The organism is Curtobacterium sp. Leaf183, assembly GCF_001424385.1.
In the GTDB taxonomy this organism is placed as follows: Bacteria; Actinomycetota; Actinomycetes; order Actinomycetales; family Microbacteriaceae; genus Curtobacterium.
Map to the genome: position 1 here is coordinate 452,789 of NZ_LMPO01000008.1, position 21,976 is coordinate 474,764.

23 protein-coding genes and 1 pseudogene are annotated in these 21,976 nt (G+C 71.6%); 3 read left to right on the forward strand and 21 right to left on the reverse strand.

The features are described 5' to 3' along the window. Positions 1–140: 140 nt before the first annotated feature. From ASG04_RS08470 to ASG04_RS08530, 13 genes are all read right to left on the reverse strand, one after another. Positions 141–1,106, reverse strand: coding sequence for a hypothetical protein (locus ASG04_RS08470; RefSeq protein ID WP_056122437.1), 966 nt, complete (start codon positions 1,104–1,106; stop codon positions 141–143). An 8-nt stretch (positions 1,107–1,114) separates the two neighbouring features. Then, complete coding sequence (locus ASG04_RS08475; protein WP_056123885.1) at positions 1,115–1,765, reverse strand: response regulator transcription factor; 651 nt, start codon at positions 1,763–1,765, stop codon at positions 1,115–1,117. Then, positions 1,762–3,000, reverse strand: a complete 1,239-nt coding sequence (locus ASG04_RS08480) for a sensor histidine kinase (RefSeq protein ID WP_056122440.1) — start codon at positions 2,998–3,000, stop codon at positions 1,762–1,764. Before ASG04_RS08480 ends, ASG04_RS08475 begins: the two co-directional genes overlap by 4 nt. A 156-nt stretch (positions 3,001–3,156) precedes the next feature. Then, on the reverse strand, positions 3,157–4,062 hold the full coding sequence (locus tag ASG04_RS08485) for a hypothetical protein (RefSeq protein ID WP_156463579.1): 906 nt from the start codon (positions 4,060–4,062) through the stop codon (positions 3,157–3,159). Positions 4,063–4,148: 86 nt separating this feature from the next. Further along, complete coding sequence (locus ASG04_RS08490) at positions 4,149–5,048, reverse strand: hypothetical protein (RefSeq protein WP_056122445.1); 900 nt, start codon at positions 5,046–5,048, stop codon at positions 4,149–4,151. A 25-nt stretch (positions 5,049–5,073) separates the two neighbouring features. Further along, entirely contained in the window at positions 5,074–6,426 is a 1,353-nt protein-coding gene (manD, locus tag ASG04_RS08495) for a D-mannonate dehydratase ManD (RefSeq protein ID WP_235515486.1), read from the reverse strand. Further along, entirely contained in the window at positions 6,423–7,694 is a 1,272-nt protein-coding gene (locus tag ASG04_RS08500) for a mannitol dehydrogenase family protein (RefSeq protein ID WP_056122448.1), read from the reverse strand. The genes manD and ASG04_RS08500 overlap by 4 nt, the downstream gene beginning before the upstream one ends. Then, positions 7,691–8,578 (reverse strand): sugar phosphate isomerase/epimerase family protein, encoded by an 888-nt coding sequence (locus tag ASG04_RS08505; RefSeq protein WP_056122451.1) that lies wholly within the window; start codon positions 8,576–8,578, stop codon positions 7,691–7,693. Before ASG04_RS08505 ends, ASG04_RS08500 begins: the two co-directional genes overlap by 4 nt. Further along, a complete protein-coding gene (locus ASG04_RS08510; RefSeq protein ID WP_056122452.1) occupies positions 8,575–9,774 on the reverse strand; it encodes a Gfo/Idh/MocA family oxidoreductase in 1,200 nt (399 codons plus the stop codon). The genes ASG04_RS08505 and ASG04_RS08510 overlap by 4 nt, the downstream gene beginning before the upstream one ends. Then, positions 9,771–10,607: a sugar phosphate isomerase/epimerase family protein gene (locus tag ASG04_RS08515; protein ID WP_056122455.1), complete on the reverse strand. Its 837-nt coding sequence runs from the start codon at positions 10,605–10,607 to the stop codon at positions 9,771–9,773. The genes ASG04_RS08510 and ASG04_RS08515 overlap by 4 nt, the downstream gene beginning before the upstream one ends. 81 nt (positions 10,608–10,688) lie before the next feature. After that, complete coding sequence (locus tag ASG04_RS08520) at positions 10,689–11,639, reverse strand: carbohydrate ABC transporter permease (RefSeq protein WP_056122457.1); 951 nt, start codon at positions 11,637–11,639, stop codon at positions 10,689–10,691. After that, a complete protein-coding gene (locus ASG04_RS08525; protein ID WP_056122460.1) occupies positions 11,636–12,652 on the reverse strand; it encodes a carbohydrate ABC transporter permease in 1,017 nt (338 codons plus the stop codon). The genes ASG04_RS08520 and ASG04_RS08525 overlap by 4 nt, the downstream gene beginning before the upstream one ends. Then, a complete protein-coding gene (locus ASG04_RS08530; protein ID WP_082517906.1) occupies positions 12,652–13,992 on the reverse strand; it encodes an ABC transporter substrate-binding protein in 1,341 nt (446 codons plus the stop codon). Before ASG04_RS08530 ends, ASG04_RS08525 begins: the two co-directional genes overlap by 1 nt. 199 nt (positions 13,993–14,191) lie before the next feature. Between ASG04_RS08530 and ASG04_RS08535 the strand changes: the two genes are divergently transcribed. Together ASG04_RS08535 and uxaC are read left to right on the forward strand one after the other, a co-directional pair. Beyond that, the gene (locus tag ASG04_RS08535) at positions 14,192–15,268 is read left to right on the forward strand and encodes a LacI family DNA-binding transcriptional regulator (RefSeq protein WP_181437029.1); all 1,077 of its coding nucleotides are present in this window, start codon (positions 14,192–14,194) and stop codon (positions 15,266–15,268) included. 14 nt (positions 15,269–15,282) lie between these two features. Beyond that, the gene (uxaC, locus tag ASG04_RS08540; RefSeq protein WP_156463580.1) at positions 15,283–16,707 is read left to right on the forward strand and encodes a glucuronate isomerase; all 1,425 of its coding nucleotides are present in this window, start codon (positions 15,283–15,285) and stop codon (positions 16,705–16,707) included. Positions 16,708–16,829: 122 nt separating this feature from the next. Here the strand turns inward: uxaC and ASG04_RS08545 are convergent, their stop codons facing one another. The 7 genes and pseudogenes from ASG04_RS08545 to ASG04_RS08570 form a co-directional block, all read right to left on the reverse strand. Beyond that, complete coding sequence (locus ASG04_RS08545) at positions 16,830–17,600, reverse strand: sugar phosphate isomerase/epimerase family protein (protein WP_056122467.1); 771 nt, start codon at positions 17,598–17,600, stop codon at positions 16,830–16,832. Between the two features lie 67 nt (positions 17,601–17,667). Then, positions 17,668–18,249, reverse strand: coding sequence for a GNAT family N-acetyltransferase (locus tag ASG04_RS08550; protein ID WP_056122469.1), 582 nt, complete (start codon positions 18,247–18,249; stop codon positions 17,668–17,670). Between the two features lie 72 nt (positions 18,250–18,321). Continuing rightward, positions 18,322–18,543 (reverse strand): annotated as a pseudogene (locus ASG04_RS17855) (type II toxin-antitoxin system death-on-curing family toxin); the annotation flags it as partial. 18 nt (positions 18,544–18,561) lie between these two features. After that, positions 18,562–18,699 carry a hypothetical protein gene (locus ASG04_RS17860; protein WP_235515488.1) on the reverse strand — a complete coding sequence of 46 codons (138 nt, stop codon included), beginning with the start codon at positions 18,697–18,699 and terminating at the stop codon, positions 18,562–18,564. A 13-nt stretch (positions 18,700–18,712) separates the two neighbouring features. Next, a complete protein-coding gene (locus ASG04_RS08560) occupies positions 18,713–18,976 on the reverse strand; it encodes a ribbon-helix-helix domain-containing protein (protein ID WP_235515489.1) in 264 nt (87 codons plus the stop codon). Then, the gene (locus tag ASG04_RS08565; RefSeq protein WP_056122472.1) at positions 18,973–19,680 is read right to left on the reverse strand and encodes a response regulator; all 708 of its coding nucleotides are present in this window, start codon (positions 19,678–19,680) and stop codon (positions 18,973–18,975) included. The genes ASG04_RS08560 and ASG04_RS08565 overlap by 4 nt, the downstream gene beginning before the upstream one ends. Continuing rightward, positions 19,677–20,954, reverse strand: coding sequence for a sensor histidine kinase (locus ASG04_RS08570; RefSeq protein ID WP_056122475.1), 1,278 nt, complete (start codon positions 20,952–20,954; stop codon positions 19,677–19,679). Before ASG04_RS08570 ends, ASG04_RS08565 begins: the two co-directional genes overlap by 4 nt. Positions 20,955–21,168: 214 nt before the next feature. Here ASG04_RS08570 and ASG04_RS08575 point away from each other — a divergent pair, with 214 nt between their 5' ends. Further along, on the forward strand, positions 21,169–21,408 hold the full coding sequence (locus tag ASG04_RS08575; RefSeq protein WP_056122478.1) for a hypothetical protein: 240 nt from the start codon (positions 21,169–21,171) through the stop codon (positions 21,406–21,408). Here ASG04_RS08575 and ASG04_RS08580 read toward each other — a convergent pair. After that, positions 21,395–21,937 carry a gluconokinase gene (locus ASG04_RS08580; RefSeq protein WP_056122481.1) on the reverse strand — a complete coding sequence of 181 codons (543 nt, stop codon included), beginning with the start codon at positions 21,935–21,937 and terminating at the stop codon, positions 21,395–21,397. The two genes, ASG04_RS08575 and ASG04_RS08580, sit on opposite strands and share 14 nt — an antisense overlap. Between the last annotated feature and the right edge of the window lie 39 nt (positions 21,938–21,976).

Genomic DNA, 21,976 nt, shown 5'->3' on the forward strand with positions numbered 1-21,976 from the left:
TCCGGTCCCCGGCGGACCATCGCCGGCCCGAAGCATGGTGCCCGAGATTAGACCGCTCCAACACTCGTCGTCAAGAACGACAACTGTTGCGTAACGATCCGCGGTCGGTCCGTCGGTCCGTCGGTCAGCCGGTCGGTCGGTCAGTCGACGTCGGCCGGTGCCGCCGGGGCGAGGCGACGGATCGTCGCGTCGAGTCGACGGTCCACCGCCAGCTGGTCCGCCGGCGCCGCGTGGAGCACGGACGCGTCGCTCGCCGTGACGTGCCGGAGGCGGTCCCACTCGGCGTCGTACAGCGCCCTCCGGTAGCCGGACGACGCCTGGCACGCGACGTCCCGCTTCGCGATGGCGACCTCGCCGTCCTGCACGGGCGTCGTGGAGATGGTCGTGCCGTAGTCCGTGCGGATCGAGCGCGAGGGCATCCCGTTCGGCGTCGCCGGCAGGTCGGGGAGCCCGGCCGGCGCCATGCACGCGTGCCACTTCGCGGCCGCTGCGACGACGGTGTCGTCCTCGCGGGCGGCCGTCGCGGCGAGGTACGTCAAGCGCTTCGCCACGATCGAGGCGCTCTGCACGGCGCCACTCGCATCGTCGGTGCCGAGCGTGCGGGAGCCCTGCCGGAAGCACCGGGTCGTCTCCCGCTCGGAGGCATTCGCGAACGCCGCGTTCCGCTTCGGGTCCTCACCCCACGCCTTCATGCCGTCCTCGTTGGCTCCGACCGTCGACGGGCCGTGGTAACCGCGCGTCCGAGCCGTCTCGGCGTCGAGCGGTGTGCTCCAGGAGAGGGCGGGCGACGTGTTGCCACGCTCCGGTGTCTCGTCCTGGTCGGAGACCGCGTCGAGCCCGGCGATCGTCGCCCACGGCACCGGGAAGTCGATCCCGGCATCGCGCAGACACGGCTGGATGACGAGGTTCGTCGCGTAGGTGTCCTTCCGGCCACCCGGCTGGACGTAGCCGTCGAGCGGCATCGTCCAGGCTGCCGGGTCCCGCTCGGTCGTCGGCGTGACGGCGACGTCGACGGGCTCGGGCAGGCCGTGCACGACGCTCGCCGCGAGGCCGATGACGACCAGGGCGAGCGTGCCGGTCTTGGTGGCGCGACTGGTGATCTGCATGGTTCCCCCTAGGCGCGGACGAGGCCGCGTTCGTGTGCGGTGATGACGACCTGGATCCGGTTCCGGAGGCCGAGCTTCATCAGCACGGAGCGGACATGGGTCTTCACGGTGGCCTCGCTGAGGAACACGCTCGCGGCGATCTCCGCGTTGCTGAGGCCCTTCGCGACGAGGAGGAACACCTCGCGCTCGCGGGCGGTCAGCGCGTCGAGGACCTCGTCGCGTCGGCTCGTCTCGGCCGGGGTGCCCTGCGCGCGGAGCAGGTCGAGCGCCTCGGCCTCGGTCGGCGCGGGGCGGCCCTCGTGGACGTCGCGGATGGTGGCCGTCACGACGTCCGGCAGCGCGTCCTTCGTCAGGAACGCGGCAGCTCCGGCGCGGAGGGCGGCGAGCACGGCGTCGTCGCGGCGGATGGTGGTCAGTGCGACCACACGGGGGCGGTCGCCGTCGACAGCGGCGAGGCGTCCGAGGGTCTCGATGCCGTTCAGCACGGGCATCCGGAGGTCGAGCAGGAGCACGTCGGGGTGCTCGGCTGCGCAGAGGTCGAGGGCCTCGACGCCGTCGGCAGCCGTCCCGACGCAGGTCATGTCGTCCTGGGCGTCGACGAGCATCTGCATCCCGGAGGCGAAGAGCCGCTGGTCGTCGACGACGGCGACCCGGATCACCGTGCGACCTCGAGCGTCGGCACCGGAGTCGGGGCCGGGACGTCGACGGTCGGCAGCCATGCCGTCACGACGAAGTCGTGTTCCTCGTCACCGGTGCCGGCGCGCAGCCACCCTCCGGCCAGGCGCGCACGCTCCTGCATCCCCGCGATGCCCGAACCGGGGCCGTCGAGCTCGACGAGCGGTGCCTCGCCGTTCGACGTCACCACCAGGCCGAGACCCGGTCCGCGCCAGTCGAGGACCACCCGGACGGCGGCGGTGCGCCCCTGGTGCTTGAGGACGTTCGTCAGGCTCTCCTGGACGATGCGGTGCACGGCCGCCCCGACCGCTGGGGTCACCGCGGACGGGGTGCCGTGGGACTCGGACGTGGCAGACATCCCGAGCTCCCGCATGTCCTCGACCAGCGGCGGCACGTCGTCGAGACCGTGACGCGCCTCGTCGCCGGCGCCCTGGATGCGCTCCACCAGCGCCCGGACATCACCGAGAGCGGCACGACTCACCTCGGCGATGTCCTGGAGCGCCTGCGCCGCGTGCTCGTCACGGGCCGCGATGGCCGCGGCGCCCTGGGCCTGCGACACGACCACGGCGAGCGAGTGCGCGAGGGAGTCGTGCACGTCCCGGGCGATCCGCGCACGCTCCTGCTCGGCCTGCAACTCCACGGTCGTCACCTCGGTCTCCCGCTCGGCCTCGACCACCCGCACCCTCGCGAGACCGATCCGCCACGACGCCCCGATCGCGACGCCGACCGCCCACCCGATGCCGCTCGCGCCGGCGATCGCCAGTGCGATGAAGACGAGGTCGCTCCGGGTGCCCGACGACGATCCGACCCACAGACCCCAGACGTCCGGGTCCGCCGCCGTCGGCACGACCATGGCCCAAGCTGCCGCGGCGCTGGCGACCGCGAGGACCGGGACCGCGAGCCACCGGAGCAGGTCCGACCGTCCGGCACCGACGATGCCGACGACGATCACGATGGCCAGGTACTCGGGCCACGTCGTGTCGGTCGGGCGGTGCAGCAGCCGGAGCGCCTGCAGGAGCGGCACCACGACGACGAGTCCGAGGGCGGTCGACGGCATCCAGTTCGACAGTCCGATCGCGACCGCGAAGGCCGAGACGACGATGACGTGGTCGGCGAGTCCGGCCCGGCCGGCCTCGGCGACGATCCAGAGCGCCAGGAAGACGGCGCCGGCGACGGGAGCGACCAGGTGGCGTCCACGGCGGCGGAGGAAGAGGAGCATGCGGCCGAGCGTAGGGGGACGCCGGGCGGGTCACCGAGCCGCACCCGGCCTTTTCATCCGAGGTGATGAGGACGGCTCGGTGTGTGACGGGACGGCTCGGTGTGTGACGGGACGGCTCGGCGTGTGACGGGACGGCTCGGTGTGTGACGGGACGGTTCACCGCGCGGCGAGGAAGGTCCGGAGCGCCGGACCGAAGCGCTCGAGGGCCGACACCGCCGAGGTCTTGCCGACCGAGGACGCGACGGTGCGGAGGATCGACGTGCTCTCCGACTCCGCTGCGCGTGTGATCGTCGGGTTCGCGTGGAAGGCCTTGAGCGCACGGACGCACGTCGCCGATTCCATGCCGATGGAGACCGCTGCGGTGATCCGGATGAGGACCTCCTCGCTGCTCAGCGACGTCCACTCGTCCGCGACGGTCTCGACGGCTCCGAAGCAGTCCGCGAGCACTGCCCCCGCGGTCCCCCGACGTCCGGCCGCCGCGAGGAGCACCTGCTTGCCGAGATCGATCTCCGCCACGTCGCGCATCCACTTCGTGGTCGCTCGGGACGTGAGCCAGGCGGCGGTCGCGTCCAGGTCGTGGGTGAGCACGAACTGGTCGACGTCGCTGAAGACGAGCGTCTCCCCCGGCGCGATCGTCTCGTCGAAGAGGGTCACCGGCGGGTACTGGCTGTGGAACAGCTCGTACCGTGCGACGACGGCCGACGGGGTCGGCCGCGGGTCGAGGGCACCGGACCGGAGCAGGTCGATCGTCCACACCGACGGGGTCAGGTTCCGCAGGAACACGGAGTCCCCGAAGCGGCACTCCTCGAACCAGTACCCGGCCGACAGCGTGGAGGCCCCGCCGTACAGGGTGGCCGGGACCAGTCCCGGAGACGTCGCGGCGCATCCGCTCGGGGTCCGGAGACCCGGCCCGTTCGGCGCGGCGATCAGCGACTCGGACGTCGCGGCGTGGATCGACGACCCGACCGACGCTGCGGCGACGGGCGCGACGGCCAGGGGGACCACCCCCACGCTGAGCGCGGTGAGGACGGCGACGGTGATGCGGACGACGTTGACTCGCATGAGCACCCCTCGGGTCGGGTGGCTGCACGGTACGCCTCCGCTCACCATGCGACAAGTGGACAGGATCGTCCACGAGCACTGGTCCGTCAGTGTCCGAGGTTGCGGCGGTGCTGTTGGGCGGCGGCGAGCAGGTCCCGGGCGCGGTCGCTGGCGGCCTCGGCGTCGTCGCGGGCGAGTTCGCGGCGTGTGACCTCGGCGGTCGCTGCGTCGAGATCGCGCTGGAGCTGGGCGCGGCGCTGCTCGGCGGCGTCGAGTTCCGTCTCGGCTGCGTCCAGCGCGGCATCGGCGTCGCGGGACTCGGCGCGCGCGGCCGTCTCGGCCTGGCGTGCTGCGCGGCGGTCCGCCGCGGTGTCGCGGGCAGGTTCCGGCTCCGGCTCCGGCTCCGGCTCCGGCTTGGAGGCTCGGCTCGGCTTCGTCGTTCGTCGCGCGCTGGTGATCGGGATGGGGTCGGCCCCGCTGCCCGACCAGGCATCGGGCACAGCGTCCGGCACGGCGAGCGCGCCGTCGAGGTCGACGTCGTCGAACCCCGCGCTCTCGAGCGGTCGGACCAGGAGCCCGGACCGCACCGCGGCGCCCGCGTGCGGATCGGCCATCGCGGCTTCGATCGTGGCGCGGACCTGGTCGAGCACGGCCGGGGTGGGGGCGTGGCCGGCATCGGCGGCCAGGTCGGCGCCCGCCTGGGCCAGCGCGGCCACGACGCCGGAGCGCTGTCGGCGGAGCACGGCGATCTGCTGCGGGTCGGCGCTCGCCTGGGCGTCGCGGATCGTCGGCCCCAGGTCGACAGCCTCGTCCAGCGCACCGTCGTGGGCGAGCAGGTCGACGACCCACGCCGCCGGGGCGGGTTTCCGGAGCTTCCCGATGGCCGTCGCGAGGTCGCGGTCGTCCTGCCGGGCCGCTCGTTGCCGGGCGGTGCGCTCGGCGACGAAGTCCGCGGGCGCGACCAGCAGCAGGTCGCGGGCGGCCTCGGCGAGCGCGTCGATGTCCACGGTCGCCGAGGCTACCCGCGCCGGGTCACCAGTCGTGGACGGTGCCGTCGGCCAGGCGGTTGAACGGCAGGTACGCCTGTTCGTACGGGTACCTGCCTGCCTCGTCGACGTCGAGGGAGACCCCGAGCCCGGGCTCGTCGCCCGGGTGCAGGTAGCCGTCGGTGAACGTGAAGGTCTGCCGGAACACCTGGTTGGTGCGGTCGCCGTGCTGCATGTACTCCTGGATGCCGAAGTTGTGGATCGCCATCCCGAGGTGCATCTGCGCCGCGAGACCGACCGGGGAGATGTCGGTCGGCCCGTGGAACCCTGACTTGATCTGGTACATCGCCGCGTAGTCCATCGTCTTCTTCAGCGGGGTCACGCCGCCCATGTGCGTGACGGCACCGCGGACGTAGTCGATGAGCTGGTCGCGGATGATGTCCTTGAAGTCCCAGATCGTGTTGAAGACCTCGCCGATCGCCAGGGGTGTCGTGGTGTGCTGCCGGACGAGCTTGAGCGCCTCTTGGTTCTCGGCCGGGGTGCAGTCCTCGAGCCAGAACAGGTCGTACGGTTCGAGGGACTTGCCGAGCTTGGCGGCCTGCAGCGGGGTCATCCGGTGGTGCCCGTCGTGCAGGAGCGGCAGCTCGGGACCGAACTCGTTGCGGACTGCCTCGAAGACCGTCGGGACGTGGCGCAGGTACGCGCGGGTGTCCCAGTCCTCCATCGCCGGGAAGGCACCGCGCTGCGCCGGCTCGAAGTCGTAGCGGACGCCGCTGTTGCCCTCGGTGGTCGCATTCGACGCGATGCCGTAGATGGACTCGAGCCCCGGCACGCCCGTCTGCACGCGGATGGAGCGGTAGCCCTCTTCCTGGTGCGCACGGATCGAGTCGAAGAGCTCGGGCAGCTCCTTGCCGGAGGCGTGCCCGTAGGCCATCAGCCCGGTGCGTGACGCTCCGCCGAGCAGCTGGTACAGGGGCATGCCGGCGACCTTCGCCTTGATGTCCCAGAGCGCCATGTCGACGGCGGCGATCGCGGCCATCGTGACCGGGCCGCGACGCCAGTACGACGAGCGGTAGAGGAACTGCCAGGCGTCCTCGATCCGGCTGGCGTCGCGACCGATCAGCAGCGGGACGACGTGCTCCGACAGGTACGACGCGACGCCCAGTTCGCGGCCGTTCAGGGTCGCGTCGCCGAGGCCGGTGACCCCGTCGGCCGTGGTCACCTTCAGCGTCACGAAGTTGCGGTCCGGGCTCGTCACGATGACCTCGGCCTTGTCGATCAGCTGGCCGCGATCGGCGGACGGCCACGTGTCGGGACGACCCGAGGTCGTGTCGGCAGCGCGGTCGTCGACGGCGCCGGGGACGGGCGCGGCGGGGTTGGTCGTGCCGGTGTCGGTCATGCTGGTACTCCTTCGGACGAGCGGGCGCGGGCTGCGCGGATGCGGTCGGCGGCGGCGGTGACGGCCGCGACCACGGGGGTGGTGTCGAGGTCGGGGGCGATCACGCCGAGGACGTCGTGCACGTCCGAGCCTGCACCGGGTGCGCCGGGGTCGTTCACGAGCCCGGGTTGCTCGGTCTGGTGCAGCCACCACGCGGCGATCAGGGTCGCGGCTCCGGGGCCGACACCGGCCGCAGGGTCGCGGCCGAGGCGGTGCCGCAGCACGTCGACCACGCGGACCGGCAGCTTCTGCGAGCCGCTCGAGGCGATCTGCGCCAGGGTGTGCCGGATGCGGGGGTTGGCGAAGCGGTCGACGAGCGCGGCGCGGGCCTCGGCGATCTCGGTCGCCGGCAGCGGGAGCTCGACGGCGGCTTCGTCCCAGAGCTGCTCGACCGCGCTGCGGCACACGTCGTCAGCCATCGCCTGCGCCACGGTCTCGTGCCCGAGCAGCAGTCCGAGGTAGGCCAGCAGCGAGTGGGATCCGTTGAGCAGCCAGAGCTTCCGCTGCTCGTACGGCGTGACGTCGTCGACCAGGCGGACGCCCGCCGTCTCCCACGCCGGACGGTCGATGCCGTCGAACACGTCCTGCAGCACCCACTCGGCGAAGGGTTCGGTGACGACGGGGACGCGGTCCTGCGGCAGCGCGCCGGGGAGCTCGCCCAGTCCGGCGACGTCGTCGGCCGTGGTCGCCGGGGTGATCCGGTCGACCATCGAGCTCGGGAACACGACGGTCGCCTCGATCCACGCGCGGAGGTCGTCGTCGGTCGTGGCGTCGAGCACGGCCCGACGGAGGACCTCGCCGTTGTGGGTCAGGTTGTCGAGGCTGACCAGGGCGATCCGCCCCGCGCCAGCCCGGCGCCGCGCGTCGAGTCCGGCGACCAGACGCGCGGGGACGTCGGACCCCGACCGGTACCCCTGCTCGGTGACGGTGAGCGTGACGATGGTCGTGTGCGGCGAGGCGAGTGCGCGGGCGAAGGCGTCGACGTCGCTGCCCGGGTGCGCCGCGACGACGGCGTCGATCACCTGGGCGGTGTCGCCGTCCGCTGCCCGGGTCACCAGCGTGTACCGGCAGCCCTGCGCCGTGAGCGCGTCGGCCATGTCCGGGGAGCGCCCGGTGAACGCCGTGATGCCCCACCGATCGCCCGTCGCGTGCTGGGTGTACCAGGCGAGGTGGGCGCGCGCGAACGCCCCCACCCCGAGGTGCACGACGCCGGAGCGGCGATCGGTCATGCCGACACCGGCACGAGCGACCGCAGGAACGCCAGGTTGTCGGCGGTGCGCGCTTCGAGGGGCAGGTCCGTGGAGAAGTCCTCGATGGTGACCCAGCCGTCGTACCCGAACGCGCGGAGGTCGTCGAAGTACTCGGCCACCGATGCCTGGCCGGAGCGGAGCGGCGCCCACTCGTGCTGCCAGACGCTGCTGCCGTCGGCCCGGGTGTCGCCGGTGTCGGTCCACCGGGCGTTCTTCACGTGCACGTGCGCCAGGTACGGCCCGAGCAGCTCGAACGCGGCCAGGTGGTCTTCGCGTCCCTCGATCACCAGGTTGCCGAGGTCGTGGATGACGCCCACGTGCTCCGGGTCGAGCCCGTCGACGAGCCGGAGCGCGGCCGAGGCCGACGGGGTGATCGTCATGTGGTGCAGCTCGACGAGGGCCTTCACGCCGAGTTCGGTCGCACGGGCCACCGCCCACTCGAGGTCGGCGCGGGTGCGGTCGAAGAGCTGCGGGTAGGACTCGCCGGTGCGTTCCCGCTCCTGCCGGTACACCGGCATGCTGACGCGGACCTGCCGGGCGCCGAGCTCGCTGGTGACGCGCAGCATGGTCTCGACGCCGTCGTGGTTCGACGCCTGCTGGTAGCCGCCGATGCCCGAGTACGCCAGGCCGGCGTCGTCGGTGATCCGCGCGATCTCGCCGACCTGGTCCTGGATCCCCGTGAACTGCCAGGTCGACCGGTTGCCGGCCCAGAAGGCACGCTCTGCCGGCACCGTGGTGCCGTCGGCCGGGCGGTCGTCGACGACCCGCCACTCGATGCCGTCCCAGCCCTGGGCCGCGAGCGTCGCTGCCGCCTGCGACGGGGTCCAGTCGGGGGTGGACGCGGTGAACACGGAGAACTTCATCGGGTGGCTCCTTCGGTCGTGGTGGCGACGACGGGCACGACGTCGTCGTACTTGCCGTCGATCACGTCGTCGATCAGCACGGGCTGTCCGAGCGTCGCGCTGACGTAGAGCCCGCGCACCGTCGCGAGCGAGACCAGCGCGGCGTCGACGGTCACGCCGGGCTCACGCCCGGTGCGGATCGCGTCCACGATGTCGGTGTACTGGCGACCGTGCCCGGCGAGGAAGTGGTCGGGTTCCGGCGGCCCGCCGACGACGTGCTCGGCGGGGACGACGTCGGCCTTCTGGTCGACCGGGTCGGCCACGGCGGTGGTGTTCGCGCTCGCGGCCGCCGCGGCCAGGGCGGCGGCGTCGGGCGCGACGTGGAAGTACCCGAGCTTGTCGTCGTCGACGACGGCCGAGCCCTGCGTGCCGTAGATCGCGTACCGGGCGCTGAGGCCCGGGTAGGCGGCCGTGGTGCAGTGGATCACCCCGAGTGCCCCGTTGTCGAAGCGCACGGTGGCGACCGCGGTGTCCTCGACCTCGATGCGCTCGTGGGCGAGCAGCCCGACCTGGGCCGAGATCTCGACCGGACGACCGAGGGTCCACACGAGGAGGTCGACGGTGTGCACGCCCTGGTTCATCACCGCGCCACCGCCGTCGAGCTCCCAGGTGCCGCGCCAGTCACCGGAGTCGTAGTACCCCTGCGAGCGGTACCAGGCGACGCTCGCGACACCCGAGGTGACCCGCCCGAACCCACCGCCGTGCGCGGCCTGGGCCACCGCGACCGACGCCGGGTCGAACCGGTGCTGGCTGATCACGCTGACGACCAACCCCCGCTGGCGGGCCGCCTGGGCGAGCGCGGCGATCTGCCGGGCCCGGGGCATGGTGGTGTCGAGCGGCTTCTCGATGACGACGTGCTTGCCCGCGGCGAGCGCGGCTTCGGCCAGCGCGACGTGCATGCCCGACGGCGAGCAGATCGCGACGACGTCGATGTCGGTCTGGGCGATCGCTTCTTCGATGGTGGCGGTGGTGAGCGGGCGGGGCGCGCCCGACGCCTGGATCTCGTCGGCGGCGCTGGTGGCGGCTTCGGGGATCGCGTCGACGAGGGCGACGACGTCGAGGCCGTCGTTCGCGAGTGCGACGCGGGCGTGGTGACGGCCGATCACACCGGCGCCGACGACGGCGAGCTTGAGGGGTGCTGTGGTGTCTGCGGTCATCGCAGGGTCACTCCGATCTGGTCGGTGAGGGTCCGGAGGGCTCGTCCGGCACGGCCGAACGCGGCGGGACCGGAGAACCCGCCGAGGGAGGTGAAGTCGCTGAGGTGGGGTTCGAGCGAGGCGTACCCGGAGTACCCGGCGTCGCGGAGCGCCGTGAGCGTGAGCAGGAGTTCACCGTCGCCCTCGCCGGCGGGGACGACGGACGAATCGGCGGCGAGGGCGTCCTTCACCTGCAGGTAGTCGACGTACGGCGCGAGCTGGACCCACCCGTCGGTGAAGGGCCGGACGCCGCACTGCACGTAGTTGGCGTTGTCCCACGCGAGCCGCAGCGACTGCGACCCGACGCTCTCGACGATGTCGAGCACCCGCGAGGGCACGTCGCCGTAGATGTCCTTCTCGTTCTCGTGCAACAGGGTCACGCCCTCGCGCGACGCCAGCTCGGCGAGTGCCCGCATCCGGACCAGCACGTCGTCGCGGACGGACTCCGGAGTGCGGCCCTCGAAGTAGAAGGAGAAGATCCGGATGTTGGTGGTGCCGAGGGCGTGCGCGGCGCGGATCGCCCGGCCGAGGCGCTCGGTCTCGTGCTCGACGGGTTCGTCGACGGAGACCTTGCCGATCGGCGACGCGATGGCGGACACGGTCTGGCCCCGCTCGTCGAACAGGCGGTGCAGGCCGGCGAGCTGGTCGTCGTCGAGGTCGACGACGTTGACGCCCCAGGCACTGCGGACTTCGATCGCACTGGCGCCGAGGGCTTGCAGCACCGCGACCTGCACCGCGGGGTCCGCGTCGATCTCGTCGCCGAAGCCGGACAGTTCCCAAGTGGGCTGAGCCATTGGATTCCCTTCGTTGCTTCGATCCTGGAGGAGCGGGGCGGGCCCGCACCGGGCCTCCAGGCAGTCTGTGGAGAACTCGCGCTACTTCACACTGCCGGCGGTCAGACCGCCGACGAGGTAGCGCTGGAAGATGAGGTAGAGGGCGACCACCGGTACGGCGCACACGATCGAGGCGGCCATCATCTGGCCGTAGATCGGGACCGCGCCGCCTTCCTGCGTGGTGCCGAGCACCTGCAGGACCACCGCGACCGTGCGCGTGTTCGGCGTCGTCATGATCGTGGAGAAGAGCACGTCGTTCCAGCCGAGCAGGAACGCGAAGATCGCGGAGACGACGATGCCTGGCCACGACAGCGGCAGCACGATCTTCGTCAGGATCTTCGTCGAGGACGCGCCGTCGATGCGCGCCGCTTCCTCCAGCTCCTTCGGGAGCCCGCGCAGGTAGGTGACCATCACCCACGTCGAGAACGGGAGCGCGAACGTCAGGTACGTGACGAACAGGCCCCAGCGCGTGCCGATGATCTGCACGCCGGTGGCGCTCGCGATGTTCGAGAACACCACGAACACCGGCAGCAGGAGCAGGGTCCCGGGGATCGACTGCAGCGCGAGCAGGCCGCGCAGGAAGGTCAGGCGCCCGAGGAACCGGAACCGGACCAGCACGTACGCCGTCGACACGGCGAGCGCCGCACTCGCGACCGCGACCGCGCCGGCGGTCAGCATGCTGTTCACCAGGCCCTGGCCGAGCGCGACCGTCGACCAGATGTCCACGTAGTTCGCGAGCGTGAACTCGGACGGGAAGTACTCGCCGCGGGCCACCGCCACGTCCGAGTTCACCGAGCCGAACACGATGTAGAGCACCGGGACGGCGATGAACGCGATGATGACGGCGATCACGGTGATCAGGAGCCACCTGGGCAGCAGCCGGGTCACGTCGGTGTCGTACGGACGCTTGTGGCGCTTCGTGTTGCCGGCCGAGGTGATGCTCTCGGTGAGCGTCGCGGTCGGACGGGTCCTGGTCGCGCTGTAGCCGCTCATGCGCGTGCTCCCTCGATGTCGGCGGCGGCCGGAGCGGCGAGCGTGGCGCGGTCGGCGCGGCGCTGCTTCCGGTTGGGCCCGGCGTCGTCGCCGGTGTCGAGCTGCACCGCTCGCAGGTAGACGAACAGCGGGATGGCGACGATCACGAGCGAACAGATCGCCATCGCGGCCGACAGGCCGAAGCGGAACGACTGGAAGCTGGCGATGTACGTCAGGACCGGCATGACCTCGACGCTCGACGGGAGCGGGATGCCGAACAGGACGAACGGCAGCGTGAAGTTGTTGATGTTGTGCAGGATCGCGATGATCACCGCCAGACTGAGCGGCCCCCGCAGGTAGGGGAAGACCACGTAGCGCAGCTTGATCCACCAGGTCGCGCCGTCGAGCGACGCCGCTTCGTGGACCTCCAGGTCCACTGCCTGGAGGCCCGCCAGGCTCAGCAGGTACACGAACGGCCACGACGTCCACACCATGACCGCGGCGAGCGCCCAGTAGGACGCCGCACCGTTCAGCCAGAGCACGTCGGTGTGGAAGATCGCGTTCACGACCCCCTGCGGCTGCAGCATCGTGCGGAAGAACGTGCCGACGACGAAGGCGGGGAGCACGTAGGGGATCAGGTAGATCGAGCGGACCAGCCCACGACCCGGGAACCGGTTCTGCGTCGAGATCGCCGCGGCGACGCCGATCGGCACGGTCACCGCGGTGACGAGGACCGCGAGCGAGCACGAGATCCAGATCGAGTGCAGCAGTGGCGAGTCCGTGATCGCGTCGGCGAAGTTCGCGAACCCGACGAACGGGGCGCTGAACCACTGCCGGAGCGTGTACTGGTCGAGGTCGAGCATCGCGATGAAGAACCCGACCAGCAGCGGCACCACGATGATCGCCGCCATGAGCACACCGCCGGGGATGAGCATCCAGAGCGGGCGCTCCTTCTTGTAGAGCGGGGTGGTGCCGTGCGGGCGGACGGTCCGCTGCGGGTGCTGCACGGGCGTGCGTGTCTCGGTGGCGGTCATCACAGACCTCCGTTCTTCTGCCGGTCGAGCGTGGACTGGGCGTCCTTCTGCGCGTCCTGCAGACGCTTCCGGAGCTGGTCGTCGGTGACCTCGCCGCCCTTGAGCGACGGGATCGACTGCACGACGACGTCGACGAGCGCGAGCTGGATGTCGGACCAGGCGCCCGTGAACGCGGTCGGCTTGGAGAGCTTGCCGGCGTCGATGATCGGCTTGAGCTGCGGGTTGTCGTCCGCCAGCTGCTTGGCCGCGTCGGTGTTCGTCGGCAGGTTGCCGAAGAGCTTGTAGTACTCCAGCTGGGCCCGCTTGCTGCTGACCTGCTTGATGAAGTCGAACGACAGGTCCTGCTTGGTGCCGTAGTCCGCCACGACGAAGTTGTCGCCGGACAGGATGCTGGCGGCCTCGATGCCGTCGGCCGGACGCTCGGTGGCGCCCGGGGGCACGGTCGGCAGCAGCGCGAACTCGTACTTGCCGTCGATCTTCGTGCCCGCGAACGAGTTGATCGCCGTGGTCGTGGTCATCGGGAAGAAGGCGGCCTTGCCCTCGGTGAACTGCGCCAGGGCCTGGGCGTTGTTCCACCCGATCGCGGACTTGTCGACGACACCGTCCTTCGTGACCCAGTCGAAGTAGGTGCGGTAGGCGTTCTGCACCGCCGGGGCGTCGAGCTCGGCCTTCGTGCCGTCGACCAGCGTGTTGCCGGCGTTCTCGGACATGCCCCAGATGAACTTCCAGGGGTCGAAGCCGTCGGCGTAGGCGATCGCCATGCCGTGCACGTCACCGCTCGTCGTGGCCTTCGCGTCGGCGGTCAGCTGGTCCCACGTCGTCGGCATCTCGGTGATGCCCGCCTTCGCGAGCAGGTCCTTGTTGACCGCCATCACGAACGGGCGGCTGGCGAAGGGGATGCCGATCTGCTTCGACGCGCTCGGACCGGAGATGCCGAACGACGCCGGGTCGAACTGGTCCTTGCCGCCGACCGCCTTCCACTCCTTCGCACCCATCCGGACGAAGGCGCCGGTGGCGTAGGCGGTGGGGGTGAACGTCGTGCCGATCGCGTAGACGTCCGGGCCCTGGCCGGAGATGACGCTCGTCTGGATGGCGGTCAGTTCCTCCTGCGCCGAGGAGTACGTCTCCCACTGGATGTCCGCGCCGGTGGTGCGCTTGAACTCGGCAGCGGTGTCCTGCTGCCACTGCTTGCGTTCCTTGGGGTAGGTCGTGTCCGCGCCCATCATCACGCGGAGGGTGTTCGGGTCGTCGCCGCTGCCGTTCACGATCGCGCATCCCTGCAGCGAGAGCGCGGCGAGGGCGACCACGACCACGGAACCGATCAGGGTCCGTGTCTTCATGGGGGTTCCTCCTCGAAGCGTCCACGGGCAACGCTGCCGGTGGTGCACCCACTGTCCCGCCGGTGGCAACAACCGGCAACCGGTTGCCACTTGTTGCCAGATCCGAATAGCGTCAGGGCACCGGAGCACCGCCGCCCCGGTCCTCGTGCCGGGTCACGCCCGTGCCGCGGCGCCACCACGTCCGACGATCGGAGGCACGATGACCGAGACCGACGCCACCCGGCGCACCGCCGACTCGTCGCCCCGAGGACCCGACACGCTCCGTCGGGTCACGATCCGTGACGTCGCCGACGCGACCGGGGTCGCCCCCTCGACCGTGTCCCGAGCCCTGTCGATGCCGGACCGCGTGAACCGCGTGACCCAGCAGCGGATCCAGGACGCGGCGCGCGAGCTCGGCTACGTCCCGAACTCGCAGGCGCGGGCCCTGACGTCCGGTCGCACGCGGGCGGTCGCCGTCCTCGTGTCCGACATCACGAACCCCTTCTACTTCGACGTCATCCGCGGCACGCAGCACCAGCTCGCCGCAGCGGGGTGGACGCAGCTGCTCGTCGACACCCAGGAGTCGCCCGACGCCGAGATGGCTGCCCTCAGTGCGATCTCCGCCAAGGCCGACGGCGTGGTTCTGACCGCATCGCGACTGTCCGACACGCAGATCGCCCGGTACGCGGAGCGGACGCCCCTGGTCGTGGTGAACCGCCGTCCGGCCGGCGTCCCCTCGGTGCTGATCGACACCCCCGGCGGTGTCGAGCAGGCCGTGCAGCACCTCGTCTCGCTCGGGCACCGGGACGTGCTCTACGTCGCCGGCCCCGACAGCTCGTGGTCGAACGAACGCCGGTGGAAAGCCCTGGTGCAGGTCGCCAACCGGCTCGACGTCCGCGTCGCCCGCATCGGACCGCACGCGCCGTTCGTCGACTCGGGTGCCGCCGCTGCCGACGCCGCCGTCAACGCGGGGGCCACCGCCTGCATCGCCTTCAACGACCTGATCGCGATCGGCATGCTCGGGCGACTACGCGAACGCGGCGTGCGGGTCCCGCAGGACATGAGCATCGTCGGCTGCGACGACATCTTCGGCGCCGACTTCTGCAACCCGCCGCTCACCACGATGACGTCCCCGATCGAACGCGCCGGCCGCGTCGCCATCACGATGCTGCTCGGGCGGCTCGGTGCGATCCCGGCCGAGCAGTTCCCCGGCGAGCGGATGCGCGGCGCAGTGGCACTCCCCACCCACCTGACCGTGCGCGAGTCCACCGGCCCCGCGCCCACCCCGACCTCCTGATGAAAGGGTCGACGATGTCCCAGACGACCGCCACCACGCCCGCCGTGCTCGCGCCGCACCCGGACCGGCTGTTCCCGGCCGACCCGGCGACGCGCACGATCGCCCGCACCGTCTACCAGGCGGTCGCGGACGCCCCGGTCATCTCGCCCCACGGGCACGTCGACGCCGCGATGATCGCCGCGGACCAGCCGTTCCCGGACCCGGCCGCGCTGCTCGTCACGCCGGACCACTACGTCCTGCGGCTGCTGCACGCGAACGGCGTCCCGCTCGACGCCCTCGGCCGCGGAGACGGTCCGGCTGACGGTCGCGCGATCTGGCGCCGTCTCGCCGAGCACTGGGACGACTTCCTCGGCACCCCGGTCCGGTACTGGTTCGAGACCGAACTGCACGACGTGTTCGGCCTCGACCGGCAGCCGTCGGCCGCGAACGCCGACGCGCAGTACGACCACATCGCCTCGGCGCTCCTCGAGCCGTCCTTCCGCCCCCGTGCGCTGTTCGACGCGTTCGGCATCGAGGTGCTCGCCACCACCGACGACCCGACCGCCGACCTTGCCGCGCACGCGCAGCTGGCAGCCGACCCGGGCTTCCGCGGTCGCGTGCTGCCGACCTTCCGCGCGGACGCGGTCTTCGACCCGTCCCGACCGGACTGGAGGACCGTGGTCACGTCCATCGGACAGGCAGCCGGGATCGACACGGGCAACCATGACGGCCTGCTGGCGGCACTCCGTGCTCGCCGCCGGTACTTCATCGAGCACGGCGCGACCGCCACCGACACCGGGGTCATCGACGCCGGGTCGACGCCGTTGCCCGCTGCCGACCGGGAGCGCATCCACGCCGAGGCGCTGCGCGGGGACGTCGCAGCGGCCGACGCCGTGGCGTACCGGCACGACATGCTGTTCCGCTGGGCGGAGATGAGCGTCGACGACGGACTCGTCATGCAGCTCCACCCCGGTGTCATCCGGAACCACCACACCCCGACGCTCGAGCGCTTCGGCCCCGACACCGGGCACGACCTGCCCGCCGTCGGTGCGTTCACCGAGCCGCTCCGCCCCCTGCTCGAGGCGTTCGGCACCGCGCCCGGCTTCCACATCGTGCTGTTCACGGTCGACGAGACCGTGTTCTCGCGCGAGATCGGGCCCCTGGCCAGCTTCTACCCCGCCGTGTACGCCGGCGCGCCGTGGTGGTTCATCGACACCCCGGCGGCGATCGGGCGGTACCGCGGCGCGATCACCGACTCGGCGGGGTTCACGAAGACCTCGGGGTTCATCGACGACACCCGGGCGTACTGCTCCATCCCCGCTCGGCACGACATGGCTCGGCGTGCCGATGCCGCGTACCTGGCGTCGCTCGTGGTCACGCACCAGGTCTCGGAAGAGGACGCCGTCCGCACCGCCCAGCGCATCGTGTCGGACATCCCGAAGGCCACGTTCAAGCTCTGACGCTGCGCGGGTGCCGGTGCGGGTGCCGGTGCCGGTGCCGGTGCCGTCTCGCCGGGTGCGAGGTTGGCCGACCCGTGCTGCGCTGATCCGAGGCACGGGGCGATCGTCCTCGCACGAGGGAGTCAGTGCGGGGCCGCGGCGCGGACGTCGCGGAGTGCGGCGGCCATCTGCGGCTCGGGGTCGTCGGACCACCGGCATTCCAGCGACACCGGGCCGCGGTACCCGCCCTGGTGCACCGCCGCCAGGAACTCCGGCCACGGCCAGTCCCCCTCGCCCGGCGGCAGGCGGTCCCGATCGGACACGTGCACGTGCCCGATCCGGTCGGCCAGGGACCGGACGACGTCGAACGACTCGTGCTCGGCCTGCACGTGGAACAGATCGGCGACCACACCGACGCCCTGCAGGTCGAAGGCGTCGAGGAACGCCACGGCCTGCTCGATCGTGTGGACCACGTTCGTCTCGTCGTGGTTCAGCGGTTCCAGCACGATGCTCAGGTCGTGCTCGGCCCCGAGGTCCCGCGCGACCCGGACCACCCGGGCGAAGCGCTCGTGCGCCCGAGCGATCGGCATGTCGGGCGGTGCCGTCCGCGCGGTCCCCGAGCCGAACACGATCCTCGCCCCGGGCGTGGCGACCGAGGCGACGATCGGCACCACCGCGCGGAAGTACCCGTCGACCAGGTCGGGGTCGGCGGTCAGGAGCGGCAGGTCAGGCGGGACGAACAGGGCGAACGAGCCGAATCGTTCGTCGTCGTAGGCGGGATCGCGCAGCCACCTGTCGCCGTCACGATGGACCAGGTTGCCCGCGATGCCGGGTTCGACGTGGTCCGCACCCGCTCGGCGGACGGTGTCGGTCAGTGCTGCGCCGGCGACGATGCCGATCCCGCTGAAGGCCATGCGTCCATGCTGCTCCCCGCCCCCCGTACCGTGCGTCGTTGCCGTGCGTTGCCAGGCGTTGCGACGCTCACCGGAGGATCCGGCGCATCAGGACTCGTGGGAAGCCGTTGAGCACCGAGGTGGTGTCTGCCGCGTGCTCGAAGCCCGCTCGCTCGAACAGCCGACGTGTCCCGACGTAGGCCATCGTCAGGTCGACCTTCGCGAACCCGTTGTCGACCGGGTAGCCCTCGATCGCCCGCGCACCGTGCTCGTCCGCGAACCGCACCGCGCCGTCCAGCAGCGCATGCGAGATGCCCTGCCCGCGGCGCCCGGGGCGGACACGGATGCACCACACGCTCCACACGCTGGTGTCGCCGGGGTCGTCGAGGTGCGGGATCCGGCGGTTCCGGGCGAACGTCGTGTCGGGCCGTGGATGGACGCCAGCCCATCCCACGACCTCGTCGCCGTCGTACGCCAGGACCCCGGGTGGCGGGTCCTGCCGCACGAGTTCACGGACCCGGTCACCGCGGGCCGTCCCGCTCAGCTGCTGGTTCTCGCGCGAGGGGATGCGGTAGCTCAGACACCAGCAGACGTTGGCGTCAGGCCGCTTCGGCCCGACCATCGTCCGGACGTCGTCGAACGAGGTCGCTGCGCGGACCACGATGCCCATGGAGCGATCCTGACACCTGGGTCGCGCGATGTCCGGAGCCGAGACTGCTCCGCGATCTCGTTGCGCGGTGGTTCAGGTCGGCGCAACCGCCCCGCGGAGCTGCCCGGCGACGGCGTCGACGTCGTCGAGTCGTCCTTCGGCGATCGCGACGACGAACGCGCACGCCTGGTCGTTCGACATCGTCAGTGTGCGGCCGTTCACCCCGAGGAACACGATCAACACCATGAGCCCGAGCCACTTGTTGCCGTCGACCAGCGCATGGTTGCGGACGGTCGGATGGACGAGGGCCGCGGCCTCGTCGACGAGTGTGGGCTACGCGTCCTGTCCGCCCACCGTCGCGGCCGGTCGGGCGACCGCGGCCTGCAACAGCCCCGGGTCGCGCACCACGGCATCGGGTCCCACGGCGCGCCGTACGACGTGCAGCGCCTCGTCGAGGGTCAGGTGGATCACGGTGCGAGAGGGATCACTGTGCGAGGCGGTCGAGTGCCTCGGCGTACCGCGGCAACTCACGGTCGAGGATCCCGTCGATGAGGTCACTGCGGCTGTGGTGCTCGATGTACTCGCGGATGGCTTCGCGGATGGCTTCGCGAGCGACTTCCTGCATCGATCGCGACTCGAACTCGGCACGCTTGCGGAGCGCGTCGGATTCGGTGTCGTCGAGTCGCAGGGTCATCGCCATGCACCAGATGGCATCGATACTGGTGTCATCTTCCAGCAGGCCGGTCATGCCTGCCACCCGGGCGTCGCCAGCCCTGTCTCGTAGGCGAACACCACGAGCTGGGCACGGTCCCGCGCACCGAGCTTGATCATCGCGCGGGAGACGTGGGTCTTCGCGGTGGTCGGACTGACGAACAACCGCTCGGCGATCTCGGAGTTGGTCAGCCCGGCAGCGACGAGCCGCATCACCTGACGCTCACGATCGGTCAGGACGTCGAGCCCCGGTGCCAGTGCCGTCGACTTGGCGTGGGTCGCGAAGGCCTCGACGAGCGAACGGGTGGGGCCCGGGGACAGCAGCGACTCCCCCGCGACCACGGTCCGGATCGCGCGGAGGAGCTCGGCAGGCTCGGTGTCCTTGACCAGGAACCCTGCGGCGCCACCGCGGATGGCCTCGAACACGTAGTCGTCCTCTTCGAAGGTGGTGAGGACCACCACGTGGACGTCGGCCAGTGCCGGGTCGGCCGAGATGCGCCGGGTCGCCTCGAGCCCGTCGGTGCCGGGCATCCGGATGTCCATGAGCACGACGTCCGGGCGCTCACGTGTGGCGATCTGCACCGCGGCGGCACCGTCGTCGGCCTCACCCACGACGGTCATGCCGGGCTCGGCGTCGACGAGGGCGCGGAGGCCAGCGCGGATGAGGACCTGGTCGTCGGCCAGGACCACGCGGATCGGTGGTGCCGGGGTGGCCACGTGGTCGGCGAGGCGATCGGTCATGCGTCCTGCTCCGGTGTCCCGGACGGCAGGCGCGCCACGACGGTCCACCCGCCGTCGGGTCGGGGTCCGGCGCGGAGCTCGCCGCCCACCGCGGCGGCACGTTCGCGCATGCCGATGATCCCGTTGCCGGACTCCCCGAACAGGGCCGACGGCGCCCCCGCGGCACGGCTCGCGGAGTCGGACGCCGCGGTCGGCTCGTCCACGACGACCAGGTCGACCACGTCGTTGCCGATGTCGAGTGTCAGGGTCGCGCGGTGGTCGGGCGCGTGCTTCATGACGTTCGTGATCGACTCCTGCGCGATGCGGAACGCGCTGCGGTCGGCCACCCCGTCGATCGCCGACGGGTCGCCGTGGACCTCGGCCGTGACGTCCAGCCCGGCAGCGCGGGCGCGCTCGACCAGGTCGGACACGCGGGCGAGTCCGGGCGTCGGGGTGCGCTCGGCCACGTCGGCGTCGACTGCTCGCAGCACGCCCAGCACGGTCCGGAGCTCGACCAGGGCCTGCTTGCTCGTGTCGCGGATGCTCGTCAGGGCCTGCTGGGTCGGCTCGGGCAGCGCTCCGCCGAGGTGCAGCGCGACGCCGGCCTGCAGGTTGATCAGGGACATGCTGTGTGCGACCGAGTCGTGGAGTTCCCGGGCGATGCGGACGCGTTCGTCGTCGGCACGGGCGCGTTCGGCCGCGGCGCGGGCACGACGGGCCTCAGTGGCGCGCTGCATCTGCACCCGGACGACTTCGGTGATCGCGATCGTCGCGGTGAGCCAAGCCAGGCAGAGCGTCAGGGTCATCACGCTCGGGAACGCCGCACGGTCGGTCAGGGTGTCCGCCGTCGGGAGGACGACCTGAGCGATGCCCGCGGCGACGTAGACGCTGGTCCGGTGCCCCCGGAACCAGGCGTTCGCCAGCGCCATCGTGAGTGCGGCGACGAACGGCCCGCGCGGGCTGACCACCACGGCGAAACCGATGGTCGTGCCCAGGGTCAGGGCGAGCACGGCGATGGGCCAGCGCCACCGGAACGGCAGCACGACCACCCCGGCGACGAGCAGCACGACGGCGAGCGGGACGAGCTCGACCGGTGCTGCACCGGCCGCGCTGCCACGTGCCCAGGGCGGTCCCGACCCGTCCGTCACGCCACCGGACCAGCGCGAGGCGGCGATCGTCCCACCGACTTGCACGAGGGCCACCGGGACGACACGGCCGACGCGCGCGAACCGTCGCGGCCCGGTTCGCCAGGCGCGGGGTTCGTTCGGCTCGGTGGCCGGCGTGTCGGTGGTCATGCTCCGACTCTAGGGTCGCCCGTCCCGCGTGGCATCGGGCCGACGGTGGACCTGTGGACTACTCCACCGGGAGTACGTCCCTGTGGAGGGAGCCTGGCCCTGCGACCGCGGGAGGAGGCCGAAGTGGGCCTCGGCGACGGACGCGGGGCGGGCCTCCCGACCGGAGTCTTGGAGGGTCGCAACTGCGGCACCGGATCCGACCCAGGAGGTCACCATGCTCACCACCCTCGCTGCCACCGCGCCCTACTGGCACGGCGGCGGGTTCCCGTTCTTCGTGTTCCCCGTGTTCTTCTTCGTCGCGTTCCTGGTCGTGTTCCTGGTCTTCGGGGTGTTCCGCCGCGGCAGCTGGCGTGCCCTGGCAGACGCGCGGTCCGTGCTCGCCGACCGTTTCGCCCGTGGTGAGATCGGCGCCGACGAGTACCGCGCGCGGCTGTCGGAGCTCAGTCGGAAGTGACGGACGGCAGGGCGGCGAGGATCGCGGCGACCGTCTCGTCCACGGACCCGTGGATCGACACGGACGCCGCGGCCTCGTCCGCCTGGGGACGCTCGAGCGTCGCGAACTGCGAGTCGAGCAACGAGTTCGGCATGTACTCGTGGTGCCGGTGCGACTGCCGCTCGGCGATGAGGTCCCGCGAACCGTCGAGGTAGGCGATGACCAGGTCGGGCGCAGTCACCCGGAGCCGGTCGCGGTACACGCGCTTGAGCGCCGAGTTCGCCATCACGCAGCGCTTGCCGGTCGCCTGGACCTCGGCGATCCGCGCCGCACAGGCGTCGAGCCAGGGCCAGCGGTCCTCGTCGGTCAGGGGCGTGCCCTGGCGCATCTTCTCCTTGTTGGCGGCGGGGTGCAGCGCGTCGGCGTCGACGAACTCGGCGGGCTCGCCGCGGTCAGCCAAGGCGCGGGCCAGGGCCTCGCCGACGGTCGACTTGCCGGAGCCGGAGACCCCCATCACCAGGACGGGCGGCGGGACGGTTCGGTCGCTCATCCCTCCACCGTATGGAGTCCGGTGAACACCGTGCACAGG

Excerpts from the sequence above, each read along its gene's own strand:
- ASG04_RS08470 (WP_056122437.1), bottom strand. The coding sequence starts at position 1,106 with ATGCAGATCACCAGTCGCGCCACCAAGACCGGCACGCTCGCCCTGGTC.
- ASG04_RS08480 (WP_056122440.1), bottom strand. The coding sequence starts at position 3,000 with ATGCTCCTCTTCCTCCGCCGCCGTGGACGCCACCTGGTCGCTCCCGTC.
- ASG04_RS08485 (WP_156463579.1), bottom strand. The coding sequence starts at position 4,062 with ATGCGAGTCAACGTCGTCCGCATCACCGTCGCCGTCCTCACCGCGCTC.
- manD (WP_235515486.1), bottom strand. The coding sequence starts at position 6,426 with ATGACCGACACCGGCACGACCAACCCCGCCGCGCCCGTCCCCGGCGCC.
- ASG04_RS08500 (WP_056122448.1), bottom strand. The coding sequence starts at position 7,694 with ATGACCGATCGCCGCTCCGGCGTCGTGCACCTCGGGGTGGGGGCGTTC.
- ASG04_RS08505 (WP_056122451.1), bottom strand. The coding sequence starts at position 8,578 with ATGAAGTTCTCCGTGTTCACCGCGTCCACCCCCGACTGGACCCCGTCG.
- ASG04_RS08510 (WP_056122452.1), bottom strand. The coding sequence starts at position 9,774 with ATGACCGCAGACACCACAGCACCCCTCAAGCTCGCCGTCGTCGGCGCC.
- ASG04_RS08515 (WP_056122455.1), bottom strand. The coding sequence starts at position 10,607 with ATGGCTCAGCCCACTTGGGAACTGTCCGGCTTCGGCGACGAGATCGAC.
- ASG04_RS08520 (WP_056122457.1), bottom strand. The coding sequence starts at position 11,639 with ATGAGCGGCTACAGCGCGACCAGGACCCGTCCGACCGCGACGCTCACC.
- ASG04_RS08525 (WP_056122460.1), bottom strand. The coding sequence starts at position 12,652 with ATGACCGCCACCGAGACACGCACGCCCGTGCAGCACCCGCAGCGGACC.
- ASG04_RS08530 (WP_082517906.1), bottom strand. The coding sequence starts at position 13,992 with ATGAAGACACGGACCCTGATCGGTTCCGTGGTCGTGGTCGCCCTCGCC.
- ASG04_RS08535 (WP_181437029.1), top strand. The coding sequence starts at position 14,192 with ATGACCGAGACCGACGCCACCCGGCGCACCGCCGACTCGTCGCCCCGA.
- uxaC (WP_156463580.1), top strand. The coding sequence starts at position 15,283 with ATGTCCCAGACGACCGCCACCACGCCCGCCGTGCTCGCGCCGCACCCG.
- ASG04_RS08545 (WP_056122467.1), bottom strand. The coding sequence starts at position 17,600 with ATGGCCTTCAGCGGGATCGGCATCGTCGCCGGCGCAGCACTGACCGAC.
- ASG04_RS08550 (WP_056122469.1), bottom strand. The coding sequence starts at position 18,249 with ATGGGCATCGTGGTCCGCGCAGCGACCTCGTTCGACGACGTCCGGACG.
- ASG04_RS08560 (WP_235515489.1), bottom strand. The coding sequence starts at position 18,976 with ATGACCGGCCTGCTGGAAGATGACACCAGTATCGATGCCATCTGGTGC.
- ASG04_RS08565 (WP_056122472.1), bottom strand. The coding sequence starts at position 19,680 with ATGACCGATCGCCTCGCCGACCACGTGGCCACCCCGGCACCACCGATC.
- ASG04_RS08570 (WP_056122475.1), bottom strand. The coding sequence starts at position 20,954 with ATGACCACCGACACGCCGGCCACCGAGCCGAACGAACCCCGCGCCTGG.
- ASG04_RS08575 (WP_056122478.1), top strand. The coding sequence starts at position 21,169 with ATGCTCACCACCCTCGCTGCCACCGCGCCCTACTGGCACGGCGGCGGG.
- ASG04_RS08580 (WP_056122481.1), bottom strand. The coding sequence starts at position 21,937 with ATGAGCGACCGAACCGTCCCGCCGCCCGTCCTGGTGATGGGGGTCTCC.